The sequence below is a fragment of the Streptomyces sennicomposti genome (genome assembly GCF_019890635.1).
GTDB lineage: Bacteria > Actinomycetota > Actinomycetes > Streptomycetales > Streptomycetaceae > Streptomyces > Streptomyces sennicomposti.
In genome coordinates, this window is the sequence record NZ_JAIOAB010000013.1 from 1 (window position 1) to 20,553 (window position 20,553).

General features: G+C 74.3%; 14 protein-coding genes. 10 read left to right on the forward strand and 4 right to left on the reverse strand.

Annotated features, from left to right (window positions below; translation table 11 throughout):
- The first annotated feature begins 521 nt into the window (after nt 1-521).
- From K7787_RS10265 to K7787_RS10280, 4 genes are all read left to right on the forward strand, one after another.
- Entirely contained in the window at nt 522-1,391 is an 870-nt protein-coding gene (locus tag K7787_RS10265; protein ID WP_223001189.1) for an HTD2 family dehydratase, read from the forward strand.
- Complete coding sequence (locus K7787_RS10270; RefSeq protein WP_223001190.1) at nt 1,388-2,206, forward strand: HpcH/HpaI aldolase/citrate lyase family protein; 819 nt, start codon at nt 1,388-1,390, stop codon at nt 2,204-2,206. The genes K7787_RS10265 and K7787_RS10270 overlap by 4 nt, the downstream gene beginning before the upstream one ends.
- A gap of 171 nt (nt 2,207-2,377) precedes the next feature.
- Nucleotides 2,378-2,836 carry a MarR family winged helix-turn-helix transcriptional regulator gene (locus tag K7787_RS10275; RefSeq protein ID WP_231574113.1) on the forward strand — a complete coding sequence of 153 codons (459 nt, stop codon included), beginning with the start codon at nt 2,378-2,380 and terminating at the stop codon, nt 2,834-2,836.
- A gap of 106 nt (nt 2,837-2,942) precedes the next feature.
- Nucleotides 2,943-4,667, forward strand: a complete 1,725-nt coding sequence (locus K7787_RS10280) for an MFS transporter (protein WP_223001191.1) — start codon at nt 2,943-2,945, stop codon at nt 4,665-4,667.
- A gap of 680 nt (nt 4,668-5,347) precedes the next feature.
- On the opposite strand, the gene K7787_RS10285 is transcribed toward K7787_RS10280, so the two are convergent.
- Complete coding sequence (locus tag K7787_RS10285; RefSeq protein ID WP_223001192.1) at nt 5,348-6,814, reverse strand: MFS transporter; 1,467 nt, start codon at nt 6,812-6,814, stop codon at nt 5,348-5,350.
- 386 nt (nt 6,815-7,200) lie between these two features.
- Here K7787_RS10285 and K7787_RS10290 point away from each other — a divergent pair, with 386 nt between their 5' ends.
- The 5 genes from K7787_RS10290 to K7787_RS10310 all read left to right on the forward strand — a co-directional run bounded on the left by K7787_RS10290 (nt 7,201) and on the right by K7787_RS10310 (nt 15,391).
- A complete protein-coding gene (locus tag K7787_RS10290; protein WP_223001193.1) occupies nt 7,201-8,949 on the forward strand; it encodes a fatty acyl-AMP ligase in 1,749 nt (582 codons plus the stop codon).
- Nucleotides 8,946-13,100, forward strand: a complete 4,155-nt coding sequence (locus K7787_RS10295; protein ID WP_223001194.1) for a type I polyketide synthase — start codon at nt 8,946-8,948, stop codon at nt 13,098-13,100. Before K7787_RS10290 ends, K7787_RS10295 begins: the two co-directional genes overlap by 4 nt.
- Nucleotides 13,097-14,137, forward strand: a complete 1,041-nt coding sequence (locus K7787_RS10300) for an alpha/beta hydrolase (RefSeq protein ID WP_223001195.1) — start codon at nt 13,097-13,099, stop codon at nt 14,135-14,137. The genes K7787_RS10295 and K7787_RS10300 overlap by 4 nt, the downstream gene beginning before the upstream one ends.
- Before the next feature lie 147 nt (nt 14,138-14,284).
- Nucleotides 14,285-14,746: a MarR family winged helix-turn-helix transcriptional regulator gene (locus tag K7787_RS10305; RefSeq protein ID WP_223001196.1), complete on the forward strand. Its 462-nt coding sequence runs from the start codon at nt 14,285-14,287 to the stop codon at nt 14,744-14,746.
- A gap of 390 nt (nt 14,747-15,136) precedes the next feature.
- Nucleotides 15,137-15,391: a hypothetical protein gene (locus K7787_RS10310; RefSeq protein ID WP_223001197.1), complete on the forward strand. Its 255-nt coding sequence runs from the start codon at nt 15,137-15,139 to the stop codon at nt 15,389-15,391.
- A 391-nt stretch (nt 15,392-15,782) separates the two neighbouring features.
- Here the strand turns inward: K7787_RS10310 and K7787_RS10315 are convergent, their stop codons facing one another.
- Both K7787_RS10315 and K7787_RS10320 read right to left on the reverse strand, forming a co-directional pair.
- Complete coding sequence (locus tag K7787_RS10315) at nt 15,783-16,319, reverse strand: GMC oxidoreductase (protein WP_223001198.1); 537 nt, start codon at nt 16,317-16,319, stop codon at nt 15,783-15,785.
- Nucleotides 16,320-16,493: 174 nt separating this feature from the next.
- Nucleotides 16,494-17,309, reverse strand: a complete 816-nt coding sequence (locus tag K7787_RS10320) for a TetR/AcrR family transcriptional regulator (RefSeq protein ID WP_223001199.1) — start codon at nt 17,307-17,309, stop codon at nt 16,494-16,496.
- Between the two features lie 278 nt (nt 17,310-17,587).
- On the opposite strand from K7787_RS10320, the gene K7787_RS10325 reads away from it, so the two are divergent.
- On the forward strand, nt 17,588-19,300 hold the full coding sequence (locus tag K7787_RS10325) for an MFS transporter (RefSeq protein WP_223001200.1): 1,713 nt from the start codon (nt 17,588-17,590) through the stop codon (nt 19,298-19,300).
- Between the two features lie 108 nt (nt 19,301-19,408).
- Here the strand turns inward: K7787_RS10325 and K7787_RS10330 are convergent, their stop codons facing one another.
- Nucleotides 19,409-20,281 (reverse strand): class I SAM-dependent methyltransferase, encoded by an 873-nt coding sequence (locus tag K7787_RS10330; protein WP_223001201.1) that lies wholly within the window; start codon nt 20,279-20,281, stop codon nt 19,409-19,411.
- Between the last annotated feature and the right edge of the window lie 272 nt (nt 20,282-20,553).

The following is a 20,553-nucleotide window of genomic DNA, read 5'->3' on the forward strand; positions in this document are numbered from 1 at the left end:
CCACCCACACCACACCGAGGCGCCCGGCCGGACCGCTCACGCGGACCGACCGGGCGCCTCACGCGTATGACGTATCGCGGATTCCGGCCACCGGCACACCTGTCCGCCGCCGCCGGCGGGTCCGTCACAGGGGACACGTGGCAGACCCGCCGGCACCGAGGGCGTGCGCGGTCGCCCTCAAGCCGCCCGATGCACCGCAGCGGAGTGGTGCACCTGGGAACCTCCCTCGTTCCGGCAGCACTTCATCATGGGCGGTCATACACGTGTCGGTGAAATACCTGTTCCTGATGGGGTCATACCCCGTGGCGATGAGAGCACGGACGGACTGTCATACGACCCGAACATGACGGCATCACGATTCTCTATTGTCGCCGCCCCCTCATCAGCGGACATGATGGTGCCCCGAGCCAGTCGCCACCAGCCGTCACCCGGAACCCGGCACCCCGCACCCGGCACCGCCGGCCGTCGCCCGGCACCCGGCCTCGCCAGTCGTTGAATCGTCGAGTCGTTGAGGAGAAGCCATGCACGTTGCCCGAAGCGGGCTCGGCCCCTATGTGGAGTCGTGGAGTCCCGGAGCGGTCAGCGAGGACGACGCCCTGCCCCCGGCCCCGGCCGCCGCGCTGTCGGCCCTGCTGGACGAGCCGGAGCCGGTCGCGGCGGCCGGCGATCCGCTGCCCCCGCTGTGGCACTGGCTGTACTTCCTGAACTGGCCCGCGCAGCACGAGCTGGGCGAGGACGGGCACCCCGAGCACGGCCACTTCCTGCCGCCCATCCCGCACCGGCAGCGGATGTTCGCCGGCGGGCGCTGCGAGATCACCCGGCCGCTGCGCGTGGGCGTGCCCGCCCGCCGGGTCAGCAGCCTGGGCACGGTGACGACGAAGCAGGGATCGAGCGGGGAGCTGCTGTTCGTCACCGTGCGCAGCGAGTACGCGCAGGAGGGCCGCACCTGCCTGGTCGAGGAGCAGGACATCGTCTACCGGTCCGGGCGCGGCGCGGCGCGGCATCCGGCGGAGCTGGACACGGTGAGCGCGCCGCAGTCGGAGGAGCCCTGGCAGTTGCCGCTGCGTACGGACCCGAGGCTGCTGTTCCGGTTCAGCGCGCTGACCGCGAACGCGCACCGCATCCATTACGACGCCCCGTACGCCCGGGGCGAGGAGGGCTACCCGGGCCTCGTCGTGCACGGCCCGCTGCTGGTGCTGACGCTGCTGGAGCTGGTGCGCCGCAACGCGGCCGACCGCCCGGTGCGCTCGGTGTCGTACCGGCTGCGCCGTCCGGCGTTCGCGGGCGAGCGGCTGCTGGCGTCCGGCGTGCCCACGGACCGCGACGCCGCACTGCGCATCGCCAGTCATCACGAGCAGCGCCACGCCACGGCGGAGGTGACGTTCGCGTGACGCTGACCAGGAGCGGGCTGGAGAGCGCCCGTAGCTTCCTCTTCGTCCCCGGGCACCGGCCGGACCGGTTCGACAAGGCGGTCGCGGCCGGGGCGGGCGCGGTCATCATCGACCTGGAGGACGCCGTCGCGGCCGAGGACAAGGAGCGTTCGCGGGAGAACGTGGCCGCCTGGCTCGGCGCGGGCAACAGCGCGGTGGTCCGGATCAATCCGCCGGGGACGCCGTGGAGCGACGCCGATCTCGAAGTGGCGTCCCGCTACGGCGCTCCCGTGATGGTGCCCAAGTCGGAGGACCCCGCCGTGCTGGCGGACCTGGCCTGCCGCATGGCCGGCGAGTGTCTGCTGCTGCCGCTGATCGAGACGGCCGCGGGCGTGGAGCGGGCCGGGGAGGTGTGCGCCACGGCAGGTACGGTGCGCGTCGCCTTCGGCAACGCCGATCTCGCCGCCCAGCTCGGCGTCGCGCACGACGACCACATGGCGCTGACGTACGCGCGGTCCCGGCTGGTGTCCGCGTCGGCCGCCGCGGGTCTGTGCCCGCCGGTCGACGGTGTCACCACCGATGTGAGGGACACGGACGTCCTGACCGCCGACGTGCTGCACGCCCGTCGCCTCGGGTTCACGGCGAAGCTGTGCATCCACCCCGGACAGATCGCCGCGGTGACGGCCCACTTCTCCCCCACCGAGAGCGAGCTGCGGTGGGCCCGCGGGGTGGTCGACGCCGGGGAGTCGGTCACCGTGATCGACGGACAGATGATCGACAGGCCGGTACTGGACCGCGCCCGACGCATCCTCGCCGCGGCGGGCGACATCGCGTAGGAGCACATAAGGAGCACACGGCAGGGCGCGGCGGAGGCCGGCGACGCAGTACGCGTCGCCGGCCTCCGCCGTGCTGTCCGCGTGTCGTCCGTCACTCGTGACGCGCCGCCCCCGAAGGATTTTGCTTCACAGTACACGTAGATGCATAATGGGGTTATGCATAAGCGGGTTATGGACTCTGCACCGACGACCGTGCCTTCCGAGGAGCTGATGCTCGCCGTGGAGCAACTGGTCCGGTACGTACGCCGCAGCGCCACCGCCGGAGGCCTGAGCACCGCGGCCTCGTCCGCGCTCGGCCGGCTCGGCAGCGAGGGGCCGCAGCGGCTCACCGAGCTGGCCCGCGCCGAGAACGTCTCCCAGCCGAACATGACCCAGCTCGTCACCCGCATGGAGCGGGACGGGCTGGTGCGGCGCACCGCCGACGCGACCGACGGCCGCGGTGTGGTGGTGGCGGTCACCGACACCGGTCTGGAGGTGTTCCGGCAGCGGCGGGCCGAGCGCGCCGACGCCCTGCGGCAGCTGGTCGAAGAGCTCTCGGAACCGGAGCAGGAGGCGGTGCGGATCGCGCTGCCGGCCCTGTCCCGCGCCATCCGCGACCGTGCCGTCCGGGAGCGCCCGGTGCGGTCCTGACCCCGGGGAACGCCCGCGTGGCACCGACCCCGTGACCGCCGGGCGCGACCCCGAGCCCCCCTCGATCCACCGTCCCCGTCACCACAATGACTGGAGAGAAGCGGCAATGAGTACACCGCATGGAGCGGCCGCCAGCCCCTTCAAGCAGCCGAAGGCCGTCTGGGCCGTGGCGTTCGCCTGCGTGATCTCGTTCATGGGCATCGGTCTGGTCGACCCGATCCTGCCCGCCCTGGCCGAGAGCCTGCACGCCACGCCGAGCCAGGTCTCCCTGCTGTTCAGCAGCTACCTGATCGTCACCGCCGTGGCGATGCTGTTCGTCGGCTGGTTCTCCAGCCGGTTCGGCGCCAAGCGCACCCTCGTCATAGGCCTGGCCGTCATCGTCGTCTTCGCCGCCCTGGCCGGCACCACCGACTCCATCAACGGCATCGTCGGCTTCCGGGCCGGCTGGGGCCTGGGCAACGCCCTGTTCATCGCGACCTCCCTGGCCGTGATCGTCGCCTCCGCCAGCGGCGGCTTCGCCGGTGCGATCATCCTGTACGAGACCGCGCTCGGCCTCGGTATCGCCGTCGGCCCGCTGCTCGGCGGCGAGCTGGGCGCGATCAGCTGGCGCGGCCCGTTCTTCGGCGTCGCCGTGCTCATGGCCCTCGCGCTGGTCGCCACCCTGGTCTTCGTGCCCTCGCTGCCCAAGCCGAAGCGCCCGACCTCGCCCATCGCCCCGCTCAAGGCGCTGCGCCACCGCGGCCTGCTGACCATGGGCATCATGGCCCTGCTGTACAACTGGGGCTTCTTCACGATGCTCGGCTACGCGCCGTACCCGATGAAGCTGAGCGCCCATCAGCTCGGTCTGGTCTTCACCGGCTGGGGTCTGCTGGTGGCCGCCTTCAGCGTCTTCTTCGCCCCGCGTCTGCAGGCCCGGTACGGCACCGCCCCGGTCCTGTACGCCAACCTGCTGGGTCTCGGCATCGTCATGGCGGTCATCGCCGCCGGTGTCGCCACGCCCACCACCGTCATCGTCGCGGTCATCGTCAGCGGCGCGTTCATCGGCATCAACAACACCCTGACCACGCAGGCCGTCATGCTCGTCTCCCCGGTCGAGCGCCCGGTGGCCTCCTCCGCGTACGGCTTCCTGCGCTTCATCGGCGGCGGCCTGGCCCCCTACGTCGCCGGCAAGCTCGCCGACGCCACCGATCTGAGCGTCCCCTTCTACGTCGGCGCCGCCACCTTCCTGCTCGCCATCCCCGTGCTGGCCAGCGGGCACCGGCTGCTGCGCCAGGCCGAGCAGCACTCGGGCGAGGCGGCCGAGACCGTGGAGCCGTCGCTCACCGCCGTCGGCGCCGCGGTGCCGACCGATGTGCCGCCGGTCATCGTCGCGGTCGGCGACCACGACCGCGCCGACGCCATCGTCGCCGCCGCCGCCCGGATCGCCCGCGACACCGGCAGCCCGCTGGAGGTCGTGCACGTCCAGCAGACCGCCGTCGTGGAGGAACAGGCCGTCGACGTCGAGTCCGCCGGCCAGGCCAAGGCCGCCGTCACCGCCCATCTCGACCGGCTCGCCGCCGAGGGGGTGGCCGCCACCGGCCAGATCCTGTCCAGTGTCGGCGACCACGCCGCCGCCGGCCGCGTCCTGGCCCGGCACGCCGCGGACGTCCACGCCCGCGCGGTCGCCGTGGGCCGCTCGCCGCGGGGACCGGTCGCCCAGTTCACCGACGGCAGCTTCACCACCGCCCTCACGCACACCGCCGAGTGCACCGTCGTCCTCGTCGACGCCGAGCACACGCCCCGGCGGCTGACCAAGGACAGCCTGGCGGAGCTGCGCGGCAGCGCGGTCTGATCCGCACCCCGTCCAAAAAGCCCGCGGGCCGCGGCGCACCTCGTGCGCCGCGGCCCGCGGGCTTTTCCATGCCCGTACGGCGGCACACGACCGGCCGGCCCGCCGTCCCGGGGCGTACGGAGGAACCTTCGCTGTCACGGAGGAACCTTCGCTGTCCAGGAACTTGGACATTCGGCCGGCCGGATCCTCGGCACAGTGGACGCGCCGGGGCCCGGCGGCACGGAGCCGGGACGTCGGCGCGAGGGCGCCGGTCCGTACGGCCCGCAGTCTGGAGGCTGACCGATGGCATGTCAGATGACCGCCGCCGTGCCGACCGTCGAGGACGGCCGCGCCGGCCCTTTCCGGCATGCCGCGGGCGGCGTGCGCGGTTCGCCGGCCTCCGCCGCGCACCGTGCCCCGACCCGGACGACCACGACCCGGACGGCCCCTACACGGGCGGCCCCTACACCGGTGTGCCGTGGCCGGGGGGTCACATGTGTCTCCCGCCCGAGCCCGGCGTACGTCCCACATGTGTCTCGCCGTGGACTCTTCACGCGCCGGCTCCTCCCGGCCCGTCCGCGCTGCCGCCCCGTTGAGCGGCACGGCGGCTCCAGGGCGCCACCCGCCTCCCCCTCCCCCACCACCCGGCACACCTGATGCTCATGAACCCGGCCACCCGTCCCCCGGAAGCGACCCGCCCGTCAGTCGGCCGGAGTCTCATCGCGGTCCCGCGCCCCGCGTCCCGCCCACTCGTCGGGACGTACGTCACGGGGCCGCGTCGTCGTGCGCTCGCGCAGTGCGTACAGCGTGACCAGGGCGCCGAGCAGGACACACCCGGCGGCCAGCCGGAGACCGAGGTGGTAACCGTCGAGGAAGGCCTCGTCAGGTGTGCGCCCGGCGCGCAGCGACGCCGTCTCCCGGCGGGACAGCACCGCGCCGACCAGCACCACGCCGAACACCCCGGAGATCTCGCGGGCCGCGCTGATCAGGCCGGACGCCATCCCGGTGCGGTGCTCGGGCACCCCGGCGACGGCGCACACCGTCAGGGGTGCGGTGAGCGCGGAGCCCACGCCGATCAGCAGCAGTCCCGGCTGGAGGTCCAGCGGGCCCGCTCCCGCGCCGGCTGCGGACACCCACCACAGGCCCGCAGCGACGAGCGCCAGACCGGCCGCGACGGAGCGGTGGACGCCCGCCAGGGCGGCGGCCCGGTCGGCGAAGGGGGTCACCGCGAGCAGGGCGAGGGCGAGCGGCAGGAAGGCGAGGCCCGCTTCGGTGGGCCGCAGACCGAGAAGTCGTTGCAGGTAGAGCGCGGTGAAGAAGAAGACGCCGTTGACGCCGATGCCCCACAGCACCTGGGCCAGCGCCCCGCCGCCGAGGGACCGGGTGCGCAGCAGGTCCGGTTCCACCAGCGGTTGCGCCGCGCGGCGTTCGACGCCGACGAGGGCGAGCACGCACAGGGCCGCGCCCGCCAGGCAGTACGGCACGGGCGCGGCGCGGAAGGAGTCGTCGCCGCCGCGCACCAGGCCGTAGGTGAGCAGCAGCGGGGCGAGGACCGACAGGGCGACGCCGGGCAGGTCGAGGCGGGCGAGGAGTCCGGCGGGCGGCCGTTCGCGCGCGGCGGGCACGGCGGCGGTCAGCGCGAGGGCGAATGCCCCGAAGGGCACGTTGAGCAGGAACACCCAGCTCCAGCCCCAGTGCTGGGTGATCAGGCCGCCGACGGCAGGGCCGGAGGCCAGTGCCACGGCGAGTGCGGCCGTCCACAGGCCGATGGCCGGTGCGCGGCGCCGTTCGGGCAGGTCGGCGGCGATCACGGCGAGGGTGGCCGGAATGACGAGGGCGGCGCCCGAGCCCTGCACGGCGCGGGCGGCGATGAGTGTGGCGCCGTCGTCGGCGAGGGCTGCGGCGGCGGAGGACGCGGTGAAGACGACGAGGCCGGCGGCGAGGACCCGGCGCCGGCCGAACAGGTCGCCGAGGCGTCCGCCGGGCAGCAGCAGGGCGCCGAAGACGAGGACGTAGCTGGTCGCCACCCACTCCAACCCGGTGACGGAGAGCCCCAGTTCGCGCTGGACCGTGGGCAGGGCGACGTTGACGACGGTGTTGTCGAGTGTGGTGATGAACCCGGTCAGCGCGACCAGGACGAGCAGGATCGCAAGGCGTGTACGGCTCAACGCCGGCCTCCTCGGGGGCGGGGACCGTGGGCCCGGGGACACATGTCCCGGGGCCGGGGACCACGGTCGTCGGTCCGTGGACTCCCGGTCGGGTGCGGCGGGCCGATCACCACGGCTGCCGGTGCGGATGGGTGTGAGCTGCGGGAATCGCGCCCCGCGGGCGCCGGTGCCGGGTGTGCCGGCCGCGGGCGAGTGCCCCCGGAGCGGACGTGTTCCAGTCTTTTTTTCGAACAAGTTCGACCGAACCTGGCCCTACAACGGCCACCATATATTATGTTTCACTCGCTTGGAGAGCGCCGATCCCCCAGACATCACTGGGCAGTTGCCCTCCCCCCACTTCTTCTCCTCGGAACTCCCCCGTGCGCCTTACACATTGGAGCCGTCGCATGTCCGAAGAAAAACCCCCCACAGGCACCCTCCTCACCGACCACCTCGCCCACTGGGCGGCCCTCACCCCGCACACCCGCGCGTTCACCTTCGTCGACTTCCCCGAGGCCGACTCCCTGGGCCGCCACCGGTCCCTGACCTGGCGCGCCCTCGATCTCAGGGTCCGGGCGGTCGCCGAGGCGCTGGCCCGGACCGTGCCGCCGGGCGAACGCGCCGCCCTGGTGCTGCCCCAGGGGCTGGACTACGTGGCCGCCTTCCTCGGCTGCCTGTACGCGGGTGTGACCGCGGTGCCGCTGTTCACCCCGGACCTGCCGGGCCACGAGGGCCGTCTCGCGGCCGTGCTCGCGGACTGCGAGCCGGCCTGCCTGCTCACCGACACGGCCACCGCTGACCGCGTCCTCGCCTTCACCGCCGAACACGCCCTGCCCGAGACGGCGTTGCTCACGGTCGACGGGCTGACCGCCCCGGCCCTCGCCGAGGTCGAGCCGCCCCGGCGCCCCGCCCCCGACGACATCGCCTACCTCCAGTACACCTCGGGCTCGACCCGCACCCCGGCCGGCGTCATGATCACCCACGCCAACGTGGTCGCCAACGCCCGCCAGGGCATGGCGGGCCTGGAGGCCGAGGACCCCACCACGACGGCGGTGGGCTGGCTGCCGCTCTTCCACGACATGGGCCTGGTCCTCAGCGTGGCCGCCCCCGTGGTCGGCGGGCTCGGCTCGGTGCTGATGGACCCGGTCAACTTCCTCCTCGCGCCGGAGCGTTGGCTGCGGCTGCTCGGCTCGGCGCCGCGGGTCGTCACGGCGGCGCCCAACTTCGCGTACGACTACTGCGTCGCGCGGATCGACGCCGACACCGTCGAGGAACTGGACCTCAGCGGCGTGTCCGTGATGCTCAACGGCAGCGAACCGGTGCGGCCGGCCACCCTCGACCGCTTCCGCGACCACTTCGCCCCCGCCGGACTCGCTCCCGAGGCGCTGTGCCCCGGCTACGGTCTCGCCGAGGCCACCGTGTTCGTCGCCGCGGACCCGCCCTCCGCCCTCGCCACCGGCGTGGACTGCGACCCCGACGCGCTCACCGAGGGGCGTGTCGTCCCGGCCGCCGACCCGGCCCGGGCCACCCGGCTGATGCTGTGCGGCGCGCCCTCCGGACAGCGCGTCCGCATCGTCGCCCCGGACAGCGGCGTGGTGCTCGGCGAGGACGCCGTCGGCGAGATCCAGGTGTGCGGCCCCAACGTGGGCGCCGGTTACTGGAAGAAGGCCGCGCTGAGCGCCGAGGTGTTCGGGACACGTGCCCCCGGCGAGGCCGACGACGGACCGGGCTGGCTGCGCACCGGCGACCTCGGCGCCCTGCACGGCGGAGCGCTGCTGGTCACCGGCCGGCTCAAGGACCTGATCATCGTGGACGGGCGCAACCACTACCCGCAGGACATCGAGGAGACGGTGCAGCAGGCCGTCGAGGCGATCCGCCCCGACCGGCTCGCCGCGGTCGCGCTGCCCGGCCCCGACGGCGCCGCCGACCGGCTCGTGGTGATCGCCGAGCACCGCCGCCGGCAGACGGCCGACGCCGAGGAGGCGCTCACCGCCGCCCGCGCCGCCGTCGCCCGCCGGCACGGCCTCAGGCTGGACGGACTGCGGCTCGTCGCACCCGGTTCGGTGCCGCGCACCTCCAGCGGCAAGATATCCCGGGCCGCCACCCGAAGCCGCCTGCTCAGCGGCGGTTTCGACGCGGTGGGGAGCGCGCGGTGACGCGCCCGGACCGGGCCGCGCTGCGCGCGGCGCTCGCCGAGGAACTGCACCGCCGCCACGGCATCCGCCCCGGCGAACTCGCCGACGACCGCCCGCTGGCCGAACTCGGCGTGACCTCGCGCGACGCCGTGGCGCTGGCCGCCCGGCTCGGCGAGCTGTCGGGCGCCGCGCTCCCCGCCACCCTGCTCTGGGAGACGCCCACCGTAGGCGCCCTGCTGACCCGGCTCACGGACGGCGAGCCGCGACACGCGCCGGTCAAGACGCCTGCCGTTGAAGCGAGTTCGGCGGTCCCGGCCGGGGAGGCGGCGGTCGCCGTGATCGGCGTCGGCTGCCGGCTGCCCGGCGGGGTCCGCTCGACCGCGGACTTCTGGCGGCTGCTGTGCGAGGGCCGCGACGCGGTGGGACAGGTCCCCGACGGTCGCTGGACGGACTTCCTGCCGCCGGGCGGCGAACCGCCCGCCGACATCGCCCGGCACGGCGCCTACCTGGGACCCGTGGGCGGCCCGGACGGGATCGCCGGCTTCGACGCGGAGTTCTTCGGCGTCTCCGCGCCCGAGGCCCAGTCCATGGACCCGCAGCAGCGCATCCTGCTCGAAGTCGTCCGCGAGGCCCTGGACCACGCCGCAGTGCCCGCCGACTCGCTGGCCGGCACCCGCACCGGCGTCTTCGTCGGCGTCGGCGGCAACGAGTACGCGCATCTGACCGCCGCCGAACTCGACGCGGTGGGCGGCTGGACCGCGACCGGCGTCTCGCCGAGTGTGACCGCGGGCCGCGTGTCCTATCTGCTGGATCTGCGCGGGCCGAGCGTCGCCGTGGACACCGCCTGCTCGTCGTCGCTGGTGGCCGTGCAGCAGGCGGTGCGCTCGCTGGCCGCCGGGGACAGCGACACGGCGCTCGCCGCGGGCGTCAACCTGCTGCTGTCCCCCGCCGCCACGCTCAGTCTGCAACGCGCGGGCGCGCTGTCCGCCGAGGGCCGCTGCAAGGCGTTCGACGCGGCGGCGGACGGCATCTCGCGGGGCGAGGGCTGCGGGGTCGTGGTGCTCAAACGGCTCGCCGACGCCGAACGCGACGGCGACCGCGTCCTCGCCGTCATCGAGCACGCGGTGGTCAACCAGGACGGCCGCAGCAACGGGCTCACCGCCCCGAGCGCGGGCGCCCAGCGCGCCCTGCTCGAAGCCGCCCACCGGGCGCCGGCCGACGTCGACTACGTGGAGGCGCACGGCACCGGCACCCCGCTCGGCGACCCCATCGAGGCCGGAGCGCTCGGCGCCGTGCTCGGCGCCGGACGGTCCCCGGACCGGCCGCTGCTGATCGGCTCGGTGAAGACCAACCTCGGGCATCTGGAAGCCGCCGCCGGGATCACCGGCCTGATCAAGACGGTGCTCTCGCTGCACCACGGCCGCATCCCGCCGCACCTGCACTACACCACGCCCAACCCGCACATCGACCCCGAGCGCCTCGGGCTGCGGGTGGTCACCGCCACCGAGCCGTGGCCGCGCTACTCGGGCACCGCCCGGGCCGGGGTCTCCGCGTTCGGCTTCAGCGGGACCAACGCCCATGTCGCACTGCGCGAACACCGGCCCGCCACCCGGCCGAAGCCGCCGCGGCCCGCCGACCGGCCCGCGGTGCTGCTCCTGGACGCGCCCACCGAGGACCGGCTGCGCGACCAGGCCCGCGAACTCGCCGACTGGCTGGCCGGCCCGGCCGCCCGCGCCGTCCGCCCCGCCGACCTCGGCCGCACCCTCGCCGGCCGCACCGGCCGGGGCCGCCGCAGGCTGGCGGTGGTGGCCCGCGAACGCGCCGAGATCACCCGCGCGTTGCGGCGGTTCGCGGCCGGTGAGGCCGACGAGCACCTGGTCACCGGCTCCGGCGCGGTGTCCGGACCCGGAGCCGTGTGGGTGTTCTCGGGGTACGGCTCGCAATGGCCCCGGATGGCCCGCGGGCTGCTGACGGCCGAGCCCGCGTTCGCCGCCGAGGTGGACGCGCTCGACGGGCTGCTCCAGGCGGCGGCCGGTGTCTCGCTGCGCGACGCGCTGCTGGCGGACACCCTGCCGGACACCACGGACGTGGTCATGCCGGTCCTGTTCGGGGTGCAGGTGGCGCTGGCCCGGCTGTGGTCCTCCTACGGGCTGCGGCCGGCCGCGGTGATCGGGCACTCGCTCGGCGAGATCGCCGCCGCGGTGGTGGCCGGCGCCCTCGACGTCGAGACGGGAGCCCGGGTGGTGGCCGCCCGCTCCCGGCTGATGGCCACGGTCGACGGCGGGGCCATGGCCGTACTCGACCGCTCCGAGTCCGAACTCGGCGAGCTGACCCGGGAGTTCCCGAGCGTGCAGTTGGCCGTGCACTCCTCGCCCCGGCACTCGGTGGTGGCCGGGGACGCGGACGAGGTGGCGGCGCTGGTCGCCCGGATCACCGAGGCGGGCGGCTTCGCCCGGCCGCTGCCGGTCAGCATCGCCGGACACACCCGCGACGTGGACCCGCTGCTCGGCCCGCTCGCCCGGGAGCTGGGGCCGGTGCGGGCGACCGTGCCGCACACCCGCCGCTACACCAGCGTCCTGGACGACCCGCGCTCCGAGGCCCTGTGCGACACGGACTACTGGCTGGCCAACCTGCGCCGCCCGGTCCGCTTCACCCAGGCCGTGCGCGCCGCGGCCGAGGACGGCCACCGCGTCTTCGTCGAGGTCGCCCCGCATCCCACCCAATTGCACCCGCTGACCGAGACGCTGCGGGCCGCCGGGGCCGAGGACGCGCTGGTGACCGGGACCCTCAGGCGCGGCACCGACGACGCGCTGTCCTTCCGCACCGCACTGGCCGGCCTGCTGGTCGGCGGGCTGCCGCTGCCGGGCGCCCGGGAGAGCCTGCACCCGCACGGCAGGATCACCGACCTGCCCTCGCCGCGCTGGCGCCACCGCACCTTCTGGCCCGGCCGCACCCCCGAACCCGATGCCACGGCGCCCGTCCTGGAACCCGGAACACACGACCCGCTCTCCCGGCTGCGCGCCTGCGTCGCCGAGGTGACGGGCCACAGCACCGCACGGCTCGACCCGGACCTGCCGCTGACCGAACTCGGCCTCGACTCCCTGATGGCCCAGCGCATCCGGACCGCCGTGCAACGCGAGTTCGCGGTCACCGTGGAGCCCGCCGTACTGCTCAACCGGGCCACGCTCAGGACGGTCGCCGCCCTCCTGCCCCAGGACGACGACGGGCGGGACACCGCGAGCACGGCCACGAGGTCCCCGCGCACCGGGGGCGGCGCGCCCCGGCTGCTGGGCGACGGCGGCCCCGGCGTACGGTCCCGGTCGGTGCCCGGACGGCTGCGCACCTTCGCCGGCGACGGCCCCGGCGCCCCGCTGTTTCTCGCCCACGCGGCGGGCGGGCTGAGCGACGTGTACGAGCCGCTGGCGCTGCGCCTCGACGGCGTACGGCCCGTGCTCGGCTTCGACCGCACAGACGACGAGGACGAAGTCACCGCGCGGGCCGCCGAGTTCGCCCGCCGCATCCGCGAGGCCCGGCCGGAGGGCGGCTGGCTGCTGGGGGGCTGGTCCTACGGCGGTCTCGTCGCCCAGGAGGCCGCGCGGCTGCTCGCCGCCGAGGGCGAGGTCACCGCGCTGGTCCTGTTCGACTCCGTACTCCCGCTGCCCGCGCCGCGGTTGACGGCCGACGAGCAGGCGCACCGCAGGTTCGCCGGGTTCGCCGCCTATGTGCGGCAGGTCTACGGTGCCGAACTGCGTCTGCCATATGGGGAGTTGGCGGGGATGTCCGACGCGGACCAGATCGGGCACGTGCTCAAGCTCCTGGAACAGGCCGTCGAGCTGCCGCCGGCGGTGCTGGAGCACCAGCGCACCTCGTATCTGGACCTGCGCGGCGCCGAGCGCCACACCCCCGGCCCCTATGCCGGGCGGACCCTGCTGTACCGGGCGAGCGAACCCGCCCCGCACACGGTGCGCGACGAGCGCTACGAACGCACCGACGAGTCGCTGGGGTGGGACGCGTACTGCGCCGACCTCACCGTCTCCCCGCTGCCCGGCCACCATCTCGCGCTGCTCGACCCGCCCGTGGTCGACACCCTGGCCGAGCTGCTGCGCCGCGATCTGCCCCCGGCCTCCCCCGGGTTCTCCCCACTCCCCCCGCACCATGGAGCCGCATCATGAGTCCAAGACCCGCCCGGCACCGCGCGCCCGCCGCCGCATCCCGCAACCGCCTGGCCTCGCTCGGCGCGGCGGCCACGCTGGTGACCGTGACCGCGCTGGGCACGGTGATCGCCCCGGCCGCCCTGGGCGCGGCGCCCGCCGCGGCCGCCGGGCAGCAGACGGCCACCGACGGCGCCCGGATCGTCGCCACCCAGCGGCTGGACGACCGCACCCTCGATCTGACCGTCGACTCCCCGGCGGTGGGCAAGCAGGTCAAGGCACGGGTCATCCTGCCGGCGAACTGGTCGGCCGACGCCACCCGCACCTGGCCGGTGCTCTACCTGCTGCACGGCGGGCACGACGACTACACCTCCTGGACCCGGGAGACCGATGTCGAGCAGTTCCTCGCCGACAAGGACGTGCTCACCGTGATGCCCGACGCCGGCCCGACCGGGCTGCCCACCAAATGGTGGAACTTCGGTCAGCCGGGCGACGACTACGAGACGTTCCAGAGCGTGGAGCTGATGCAACTGCTCCAGAACGACTACCGGGCCGGCAGCGCCCGCGCGATCGCCGGGGTCTCCACCGGCGGCTACGGCGCGATGGCCATGGCGGCCCGCTATCCCGGCACGTTCGGCGCGGCGGCCTCCTACAGCGGCGTGCTCAACACCACGGACCTCGGCACCGCGCGGCTGCTCGGCACGATCCTGGCGCGGGAGGGGATCTACCCGGACATGCTCTGGGGGAACCTGCTGTTCAACCTGGCCAACTGGATCTCCCGCAACCCCACCGACCAGGCGAGCCGGCTGCGCGGGACCCAACTGTACGTCTCCCAGGGCAAGGGCGGCGGAATCTTCTCCCAGGACCCGGAGGGCGGCATCCTGGAAAGCTCCCTGTGGGACCAGGCGCACACCTTCACCAGCAAGCTCAGCAGCCTCGGCATCCCGGCGACCGTGCACTACTACGACGGCGGGGTGCACAACTGGCCCAACTGGACGCAGGAGTTCAAGGCCTCCTGGCCGGTCCTGGCCAAGGGGCTCGGGCTGACGACCGGCTGAGCACCGGACGGCCGGTGACCGGCCGCGACGGCGAGGCACCGGCCCGCGCCGTCCGGACCGGTCACCGGCCCCTCGCCGCCCGCGGCGCGCCGCCGCCGGGCGGCACCCCCTTGCCCTCCCCCTGCCTCACACATGTTGGGACGCCCCATGCAGCAACGGACCCTGGACACCACCGTCGCCCAGGACGCCCTCGACGAGGAACTCATGCGCAGCGTCGAGCAGCTGGTCCGCTACGTGCTGCACACCGCCACGGCCGGCGGGCTGAGCACCGCGGCCTCCTCCGCGCTCGCCCGGCTGGGGCGCGAGGGGCCGCAGCGGATGACCGAGCTGGCCCGCGCCGAGCACGCCTCGCAGCCGAACATGACCCAGCTCGTCACCCGTATGGAACGGGCCGGGCTGGTGCGGCGCACCGCCGACGCGACCGACGGCCGGGGCGTGCTGGTGGAGATCACCGGCACCGGCGTGGAAGTGTTCCGTCGACGGCGGGCCGAGCGCGCGCAGGCCCTGCGGCGGCTGGTCGAGGAGGTGTCGGAGCCCGAGCGGGACGCGGTGCGCACCGCCCTCCCGGCCCTGGCCCACGCCCTGCGCACCCATCGGCCACGCCCCTGAACCCGACCACACCCCTCGGTCACACCCTGCCCGGCCACACCCTCCGACCACCTCCTTGAGCCCGGCCCGCGCACACGTGCGTACGCCCTCCGGCGAGTGTCCAAATCATTGGACATGCGCATTCCGCCGCCGCTTCTACTGTGGAGGCACGGCAGCGACGGAGGGACGTTCCGTTGCTGCCGGCTCGGCGCCCGCACCAGCGGGTCGACTCCACCCCCACCCCGGTGCGGAGCGGCCGCACGGCGCCGACCCGGCTTCCGTGAGGCACCGGCCTCCCCGCCCGCCCCACGGTCGCCGGACCGAAACACCTCCGCGCCCCACCGCCCGCACCCCATGTGCGACGGCCCACGTCCGCGCGTCCACCACCCCCCACACCTCTGGAGAGACGACATGGCCACCAGCACCGCGCCGCACTCCGTCGACGGCGGTTCACAGGACCCGGCGTCCATCCCCCACACCGCCTCGGCCGCCCCCTCCCCCCACTCCGCGGCGCGGCGCCAGGGCGCACAGCACGGGGCGCGCATGGCGGGCGCCGCCCTCGGCGCCCTGCTGCTCTCCGCCCTCGGCCTGTCGGCCACCCCGCCCGCCTTCGGGGCCGAGCGCACGCAGTCCGCCGCGGCGGCATCCCAGGTGAGCCACCTCTAACGGGCGGACCGCTGTCCGACGGCATCGCCGGTGTCGACGTCTCCCCGGACGCCCCGCCCCGCTAGATCCCGGGCGGCGACTCGCTCACGGCGAAGCCGCACACGTTCCAGGTCGGCGGGGACAGCCAACTCACCGAGACCGGCCGACCGTTCGACACGGGTGTCACGGCCGCCGACGACCCGTCCTCCGTCCTGGTGCCGGCGCAGGCGCAGGCGCAGGCGCAGGCGCAGGCGGGATGAGGCTCCTGGTGCCCGTGCGGGCGCGGTGACGCGGTGAGGTGAGCGCGCCCGGCTGCGACCGGAAGCCGGGCGCGGTCCTCCGCCCGCCGGGGCGCGTCTGCCCGAGGCGCGGCCGGCCTCCCGTACGGGGTGGGCCGCCGCGGCGGGGTTCGTCACCGCTCGGCGCCCGTGATGAGGTCGGCCGCCTTCTCCGCGGCCATGACGGCGATGTCCAGCGCGATGGGGATGCCGGCGACGATGCACTCCCTGTCCTCGGGTGCCGTCAGGTAGTTGTGCGTGATGCGGGGTGCGGCGTCCGGGCGCGGGGAGCGCAGGGTGACCGCGCCCCGGCTGACGGGGGCCGGCACGCAGGGGCCGAAGGCGAAGCCGTGCTCGGTGACCGGGCCGAGGCCCTCTTGGTGGAAGAGGACCGGCTCGGCGTGGAACTGCACGTCCGAGGCGTCCAGTTCGTCGCGGCTGCGGAAGAAGCCGCCGGCCTCGCCGATGTTCGAGGTGAGCGGGCCGCGGCCCTCGCTCCGGAGCGGCGCGGCGTTCTCCGGCGTGGCCGCGCCGAAGAGCGATGCGGCCTCGGTGCGGAAGTTCGGCAGGGTCATGTAGTGGTCCTGGAGGCCCTGGCCGACCGGCAGATCGCGGACGACGCCGATGCCGAGGGCGGCCAGGACGGCGGCGGGCCCGATCCCGGACAGCATCAGGAGCTTGGGGGACTCGTAAGAGATCGGAACAGTCGCCCGGCTCGCACCGCACTGTGCCCTGCGCGGGCGCGCCCGGCTTGAGGGGGCGCGCCCGGCCTGAGTGGTCCGGTCCGGACGAGCGCGCCGGTCCGGACGAGCGCGCCGGTATCCGGATCGAGCGACCGCGTGTGGTCAGTCCTGGCCGGGCCCGCCCGTCTTCGGGCCGTCGGCCGCCGTGTCCGGCAGGTAGCTCGCCAGGCCGCGCAGGATGATCTCCAGGCCGATGTCGAACCTCTCGTCGGCGGAGTCGGTCACCATCAGGCCGGCCAGGGCGCGCAGATGGGGGAAGTCGTCGGCGGGCAGGGACGCGAAGTAGTCCTGCATCTCGGCGGTGATCCCGTTCCAGTCGGGGCGGGCCGGGCCGGGGCTCTCGGCGTCCTCGCCGTCCGGGCGGGCGGCCCGTTCCCGCCACATGCCCTCCCCCAGGACGAAGCCGTCGATGTAGGTGGAGATGAGGTCGCCGGCCTCCGCCGCGATGCGGTCCGGCAGCCCGGCGGTCCGCAGCAGCCCGAGGAACGCCTCGACGTGCGGCAGGAGTTCGGCCGTGAAGGGGGCGTAGCCCATGGAGATCCTGGCCATGTCCCGGTGGGACAGCAGGCGCTTGCGCCCGGCGCGGGCGTAGTCCCGCAGTTGTTCCCGCCACCGCTCGGGATCGGGTTCGGGGATGGCGGCGCCCTCGTACAGCCGGGCGTACATCAACTCCAGCAGGTCGTCCTTGGACCGCACATGGGCGTAGAGGGCGGAGACCGTGACGCCCAGTTCGGCCGCCACCTGCCGCATCGACAGCTTGTCCAGCCCCTGCCGGTCCAGCACGGTGAACGCCGCCTCCACGACGCGCTCGCGGGACAGCGGAGTGCGGGCGGGCGTGAGACGGGCGCGGGCGGGGCGCCGACGGTCCCAGGGGGACGGCGGTGGGGTTGCGGGGGTGCCGGGGGCCGCGTCGCTCATGGGGATCAGTCTAGGCGTTCGGAGAACAGTGTTCTCTTCGGGTGAGCGGCCGCGGGCACGGCCCTCAGGGACGGGCGGGGATTCACGACAGAGTGAACGGCACGCGATATATCTTGTTACCGTCACAGCCTTGCGCTATATCTTGATAAACACCGTTCTTCTTCTGAGCGATGTTCTGTTACGGTGAACAGCGTTCACCAGCTTCCCCGTCTGTCCGTCCACACCGTGTCCGTGACGTCGTCACCGCGGCACGGCCCGTTTCGCGAGGAGTCCTACCGATGTCCACCACCGGCGTCGCGTCCGCAGAGACGCCCACCGACTCACCAGCGCCCTATCGGTGGCGCTGGGCCGCGCTCTTCGTGATCCTGGCGGCCGAGGTGATGGATCTCCTCGACGCCGTCGTCACGAACATCGCCGGCCCCTCCATGCGGGCCGACCTCGGCGGCGGCGCCTCCACGCTGCAGTGGCTCGCCGCCGCCTACACCCTCTCGATGGCCGTCGGGCTCGTCACCGGCGGACGGCTCGGCGACATCCACGGACGCCGCCGGATGTTCCTGGTCGGGGCCGCCGGCTTCACCGTGGGCTCACTGCTGTGCGCGATAGCCGTCTCGCCCGAGATACTGATCGGCGCGCGCGTCGTGCAGGGGCTGTTCGGCGCCGTGATGCTGCCGCAGGGCCTCGGCATGATCAAGGAGATGTTCCCGCCGAAGGAGTCCCAGAAGGCCTTCGGCATGTTCGGCCCGGTCATGGGTCTGTCCGCGGTGTGCGGGCCGATCCTTGCGGGCTGGCTGGTGGACGCCGACTACTTCGGCACCGGCTGGCGGATGATCTTCCTGATCAACCTGCCGCTCGGCGCCGCCGCCATCCTCGGCGCCCTGCGCTACCTGCCGAAGGGCCGCTCCGGCGACAAGCCCCGGCTGGACATCCCCGGCATGGTCCTCATCTCGCTGGCCGCGCTGCTCATCATCTTCCCGCTGGTCCAGGGCCGCGAGTACGACTGGCCCGTGTGGACGTTCGTGATGATGGCCGCCTCGGTGGTCGTCTTCGTCGCCTTCGCCAAATACGAGGCGCGGCGCAGCAAGGCGGGCCAGGACCCGCTGGTGATCCCCAGCCTCTTCCGCAAGCGCGGCTTCAGCGGCGGCATGACCCTCGGGCTGGTCTTCTTCTCGACCATGCAGGGCTTCATGCTGGTCTTCAACCTCTACACCCAGATCGGCCTCGGTTACTCGCCCCTCAAGGCGGGTCTGGTGATGGTGCCGTGGTCCGGCGGCATGATCGTCGGCTTCGGGATCGCCCAGGGCGTCGCCCGGTTCGGCCGGGCCGTGCTCCAGGCGGGCACGCTGGTCATGGCGCTCGGCGTGTTCGGCGTGTGGCTGACCCTCGACCAGGTGGGCAGCGACGTCGGCCCCTGGCAGCTCCTGCCGGCGCTGCTCGTCACCGGTATCGGCATGGGCCTGCTGATGGCGCCGTTCTTCGACATCGTGCTCGCCAGTGTGGAACAGCACGAGACAGGTTCGGCGTCCGGCACCATGACCGCGATCCAGCAGCTCGGCGGGGCGTTCGGCGTGGCGCTCCTCGGCACCGTGTTCTTCGGCCTGCTGGGCGGCGGTATGGCCACCGCCGTCGACCATCACTCCGACGGGCTGCGGGGGCAGTTGACCGCCGCGCACGTCGCGCCCGCCGTCGGCGACCGTATCGTGGCCGACCTGCGCACCTGCGCCTCGGACCGTGCCGTGGCCAAGGACCCGGAGGCGACCCCGGCCTCCTGCGCCCGTCTGGAGAAGGACGCCCGGTCGGCCGTGACCTCGCCCGAGGCCGCCGCCCGCATACCGGCCGCGCTGGAGGCCACGGCGTCGTCGGCCTTCCGGAGCGGTTTCGGCTCGGTGATGCAGACGGTGCTGTGGATAGTCGACGGCCTGCTCGCCGTGACCTTCCTGCTCGCCTTCCTCCTCCCGCGCCACGCCCGCCCCGAGGGCTCGGCAGGGCACTGAGCCCCGTCAGCCGTGGGCGCACGGGACGACGGCCGGGCAACCGCAGGGGGGTTGCCCGGCCGTCGGGGCGGCGGACTCCCGGAGCCCGCAGGACGGGCACGTGGCCGCTCAGGTCGTGGCCAGCACGAAGTCCTCCCCGGTGGAGGGGCGCAGGCCGTCCGTGCGGTCGGCGAAGTAGCGTGCGGCGAGCGAGGCTCCCGGCACGTGCCGGACCTCCCGAAAGCCGGCTTCGCGGGCCAGGGCCAGCATCTCCTCCGGGGTGTAGAGGCTGACGAACGGCGTGCCCGAAGCCCGCGCGCCCTCCTCGCCGGCACGCAGGCCCGGGCGGTCGGGCCGCGCGACCCGGTCGGCCGGAAGCAGGAAAGTCATGGCGAAGGTCGAACCCGGGGCGAGCGCGGCGGCCCGGCGCAAGGTGGCCGCGGTGGCGTCCCGGGTGAGGTACATGCTGACGCCGGTGGAGACGACGACCGCGGGCCGACCGGGATCGAACCCGGCGGCGGCCAGGCGGTCCGGCCAGGACTCGCCCGCCTCGAAGTCGACCGAGACCAGGTGGAGTCCGTCGGGGACGCCGTAGCCGAGTTCGGCCAGGCGGCGGCGCTTCCAGCCCTGGGTGCCGGGCCGGTCGATCTCGAAGACGCGCAGCCGGGCGGCGATCTCCGGTCTGCGCTGGACGAAGGTGTCCAGACCGGCGCCGAGGACGACGTACTGGGTGACGCCGCGACCGGCCTGCTCCTCGACCAGGTCCTCGACGAAGCGCGCGCGGGCGACGACGGACGCCCGGAATCCGCCGGTGGCGCGCGGGTCCATGTCCGGCCGGTCGCGCCAGCCGACGTCGGGGTCCGCCAGGCGCAGGCCGATCTCGTCCTCGAACACATGCGGCGGCGGATCGGCCAGCACGTGCAGCGCCCGCCACAGCGCGGTCCGCACCGCGGTACTGTCCGGCGCCCCGGCGCGCGGACCGTCCGTCGTCCCGTCGGTCATCCGGTCTCCCTCTCGCAGCGTCCCGCAGGCACACGCGCCGGACGGCGGGACCGCCACCCGCGCCCGGCCCCCTTCATTACCGGCCGGAGCCTGGCCGGAGTCCGGAGCCCGGTGGCCGGCAGTCACGTGCCGCGCACCGTCCGGCGAACCGCCGCCCAGATGCCGCGCACCGTCCGGCGAACCGCCGCCCAGCCTGCCACACGGACGGCACGACGCCCCATCACACGCCACGCCCGCGACGCGTACGCACCCCGCACCCCGCACCCCGCACC